Source organism: Variovorax sp. 01T439_2 (assembly GCF_056398445.1).
In genome coordinates this window covers 1-3,704 of the sequence record NZ_JBFTPJ010000611.1, presented here as the reverse complement: position 1 = coordinate 3,704, position 3,704 = coordinate 1, and the positions used below count along the sequence as shown (strand labels likewise).

At 67.7% G+C, this 3,704-nt stretch carries 5 protein-coding genes; 2 read left to right on the top strand and 3 right to left on the bottom strand.

The genetic code is table 11. From position 1 onward, the window contains the following. Window positions 1-1,214: alpha/beta fold hydrolase (locus tag AC1DOC_RS24320; protein WP_478130662.1), on the bottom strand; the 1,214-nt coding region annotated here is incomplete at its 3' end. A gap of 113 nt (window positions 1,215-1,327) precedes the next feature. Between AC1DOC_RS24320 and AC1DOC_RS24315 the strand changes: the two genes are divergently transcribed. Next, the gene (locus AC1DOC_RS24315) at window positions 1,328-1,651 is read left to right on the top strand and encodes a hypothetical protein (protein ID WP_478082014.1); all 324 of its coding nucleotides are present in this window, start codon (window positions 1,328-1,330) and stop codon (window positions 1,649-1,651) included. Here AC1DOC_RS24315 and pgeF read toward each other — a convergent pair. Then, window positions 1,583-2,350 carry a peptidoglycan editing factor PgeF gene (pgeF, locus tag AC1DOC_RS24310; RefSeq protein WP_478083469.1) on the bottom strand — a complete coding sequence of 256 codons (768 nt, stop codon included), beginning with the start codon at window positions 2,348-2,350 and terminating at the stop codon, window positions 1,583-1,585. The genes AC1DOC_RS24315 and pgeF overlap by 69 nt on opposite strands. 14 nt (window positions 2,351-2,364) lie before the next feature. After that, window positions 2,365-3,003 carry a maleylacetoacetate isomerase gene (gene maiA / locus AC1DOC_RS24305; protein WP_026283796.1) on the bottom strand — a complete coding sequence of 213 codons (639 nt, stop codon included), beginning with the start codon at window positions 3,001-3,003 and terminating at the stop codon, window positions 2,365-2,367. A gap of 91 nt (window positions 3,004-3,094) precedes the next feature. On the opposite strand from maiA, the gene AC1DOC_RS24300 reads away from it, so the two are divergent. Then, window positions 3,095-3,704 (top strand): fumarylacetoacetate hydrolase family protein (locus AC1DOC_RS24300; RefSeq protein WP_478130661.1); only part of this gene is annotated, 610 nt, incomplete at its 3' end.

The following is a 3,704-nucleotide window of genomic DNA, read 5'->3' as shown; positions in this document are numbered from 1 at the left end:
CCCTTCAGGTAGTTGCCGACCACGTAGTTCCAGACCAGGTCGTTGGGCCGCAGGAAGCTGAAGGTCGAGGCCAGGTCCATGCCCGGCAGCAGGCCGCCCTTGCCCAGCTGCATTTCGCGGTACGCCACCATCGCCTCGTCCACGAAGATGTCGAGGATGCCGGTATCGCTGAAGTCGAGAAAGGTGGTGAGCAGCGTGACCGACGCGGCCGGCTTCTCGCCGCGCGCGGCGAGCACGGCCAGCGCGGTGCTCAGGATGGTGCCGCCCACGCAGAAGCCCAGCGCGTTGATCTGCTTGCTGCCGCCGATCTCCTGCACGAGATGGATCGCCTTGATGGCGGCGTTCTCGATGTAGTCGTCCCAGGTGGCGTGGGCCAGCGACTCGTCGGGGTTGCGCCAGCTCACCACGAACACGCGGTGGCCCTGCTCGTTGGCATAGCGGATCAGGGAGTTCTCGGGCTGCAGGTCGAGGATGTAGAACTTGTTGATGCACGGCGGCACCAGCAGGAACGGCCGTTCGTAGACCTTGGCCGTGAGCGGCTTGTATTCGAGCAGCTGGAAATACTCGTTCTCGAACACCACGGCGCCCTCGGTGGTGGCCACGTTGCGCCCCACTTCGAAGGCGCTTTCGTCGGTCATGCTGAGGTGGCCCTGCTTCACGTCGTGCAGCAGGTTCTGGATGCCCTTGGCAATGCTCTCGCCCTGCGTGTCGATGGCTTTCTTCTGCGCCTCGGCGTTGAAGGCGAGCGAGTTGCTGGGCGATGCGGCCGCCATCCATTGCTCGACCGCGAAGCGCATGCGCGCCTTGGTCTTTTCGTCGGCGTCGATGGCCTCGGCCATGCTGAGCAGGGTGCGGCCATTGAGCAGGTAGACCGCCGCCGAGAAGGCCGCGAGCGGGTTGCTGCCCCAGGCTTCGCCGGCAAAGCGCCTGTCGCCCTCGGGCCTGGCGTCGAAGCCGCGGCGCCAGAGTTCGGTGGCCTCGGCCATGTACTGCTGCTGGATCGATTGCAGCTTCTCGGGCGCGATGGAGACTTTCGGCAACTCAGGCAGCGTTGCCCCCGGCGGCAATTGCCACAGCGGCGTGCCGCCGCCGTTGAAGGCCGAGGCCCCCTGTACGGCGGACTGCTGGAGCGATTCCAGCGCCTTGGTCCATCCCTCCGAAAGAGCCTGCTGGAGGGGCGCGAACGCGTCGGCCCCCGTTGCTTGTTGCTTCATCATGTCTCCTGGTCCTCACCTGAATCGATACGGATGGCTTGCGTATTTTGAGTATCCTGCATTTCGCAAGGCGCCCACAACGCTCCCCGCTCACTTACCGACTGAAACTTCTTGTGTTCATCCACCTGATCGTGATTGGCTGGCTCTACGTCGCCCTGATGATGGCCGTGGCCGAAGCCACCAACACCACCGGCACCGTGCTGGGTGCCATCTTCACATTTCTTTTGTACGGATTGGCGCCTGTCGCACTGGTGGTTTACCTGATGGGGACGCCGGGGCGGCGCCGCGCGATCAGGGAGCGCGAGGCAAAGGCACAGGAAGAAGCGCGCCGCGCAGCGAGCGAGGCGGCCGCAGCGGCAGGCGCGGACTCAGGCCTTCCAGACCAAGGCGGCGAAACGCCCGCTGACGCCGTCCCGCCGGTGCGAAAAGAACCGTGACGGGTTGGCGACGGTGCACCACGCGTCGCTGCCGTCGTTGCCATGCACCGATTCCACGCCGGCTGCACAGAGGCGCTGGCGCGCGAGCGCGGGCAGGTCGGCCAGCCACTTGCCGGGCGCCGCCGCGGGCAGGAAGCAGCGCGCAGCCTCGGGCGCATGCGCCTCGAACGCAGCCTTGACCTCGGGCCCGACCTCGAAGGCACGGGGCCCGATGCACGGGCCGAGCCAGGCCATGACCCTGCCGCCGCCCTGCGCGGGCTCGAAGCACCGGGCCGCCGCCTCGAGCACGCCGCCGGCCAGGCCGCGCCAGCCGGCATGCGCGGCCGCCACCCGCTGGCCCGATCCGTCGGTGAAGAGCACGGGCAGGCAGTCGGCCACCATGATGGTGCAGGCCACGCCGGTGGCCGTGGCGGTGCAGGCATCGGCCGGCGTGCCGTCGCCCACCCTGCCCGCCTCGGCGTCGAGCGCCACCAAGCCGGTGCCGTGCACCTGCTGAAGAAAGACCGGCCGCGCGCCGCCGATGGCCTGCGCCAGGCGATGGCGGTTTTCGGCGACGTGGGCGGCCAGGTCGCCCACGTGGTCGCCCAGGTTGAGGCTCTGGTAGCGGCCCTGCGAGACACCGCCCTCGCGCGTGGTGCACACGGCCCGCACGTTGGGCGGCGCCGGCCAGTCGGGCACGATCCAGTGCGCGTCGTCCATGGCGGCGGGCGCGTTCAGGCTTCCGCGTCGGGGCACTGCGAAGGCTGGGCGCGCTGGAAGGCGTCGAGTTCCATGCAGGCCTCGAAGGCGGCCATGGTGCGCGGCAATCCGCTGAAGTCGCAGTCGAAGCGGCGGCCGTTGAAGATCTGAGGCACCAGGCAGCAGTCGGCCAGCGTGGGCGTGTCGCCATAGCAGAACCGGCCGCCCGGATGCTGCGCGAGCTGGCGCTCGAAGGCCAGCATGCCGTCGCGCACCCAATGGCGGTACCAGGCGTTCTTGGCCTCGTCGTCGAGCTTGAGCTCCTTCACCAGGTACTTGAGCACGCGCAGGTTGTTGAGCGGATGGATCTCGCAGGCGATGGATTCCGCCAGCGCGCGCACATGGGCGCGGCCCACCGGATCGTGCGGCAGCAGCGCCGGCTCGGGGTGGGTTTCGTCCAGGTATTCGATGATGGCCATCGATTGCGAAAAGCGCTCGCCCTCGTCCTCGAGCAGCGGCACCAGCATGTCGGCGGAAATGGCCGAGAACGGCCCCGTGCGGTGCTCGCCGCGGGCGATGTGCACCGGGATGTAGTCGAACTCCAGGCCCTTCAGGTGGAGCGCAATGCGCACGCGGAACGACGAGGACGATCGGAAGTAGTTGTGCAGCTTCATCATCCCGCAAGCATAGCGCCGCACCGGCAGCCCGTGCCTGCCTCTGGCACACTGCCGTTTTTTCTCCGTTCCGCTGAAAAGGACAGACGCAATGGCTTCCGAGTTTGTTTTCGCCCCGCCCGCGACCGTTTCGATCCCCGTGGTCGGCCAGCCGGCCCGTTTTCCGGTGCACCGCATCTACTGCGTGGGCCGCAACTACGAGGACCACGCCAAGGAAATGGGTTTCACCGGGCGCGAGCCGCCCTTCTTCTTCATGAAGCCGGCCGACGCGCTGGTGGTGGTCGATGCGGGCCAGACCGGCACCATGGCCTACCCCACGCTCACGAAGAACCTGCACCACGAGATCGAGCTCGTGGTGGCGATCGGCACCGGCGGCAAGAACATTGCGGCGGCCGATGCGCACAAGCACATCTACGGCTATGCCGTGGGCCTGGACATGACGCGGCGCGACCTGCAGAACGACATGAAGAAGCAGGGCCGCCCCTGGGACATCGGCAAGGGCTTCGAGCAGAGCGCGCCCATCGGCCCGATCGTGCCGGTGGCCGAGGCCGGCGATGCCGAGAACGCCGAGATCTCGCTGCAGGTCAACGGCACCGACCGCCAGCGCAGCACCGTGAGCAAGCTGATCTGGAACGTGGCCGAAACCATCGAGCACCTGTCGGCCGCGTGGGAGCTGCAGCCCGGCGACCTGATCTACAGAG

What these genes read in the sequence shown, in the direction of transcription:
- maiA (WP_026283796.1), bottom strand. Translation starts at nt 3,003, where the DNA reads ATGAAGCTGCACAACTACTTCCGATCGTCCTCGTCGTTCCGCGTGCGC.
- pgeF (WP_478083469.1), bottom strand. Translation starts at nt 2,350, where the DNA reads ATGGACGACGCGCACTGGATCGTGCCCGACTGGCCGGCGCCGCCCAAC.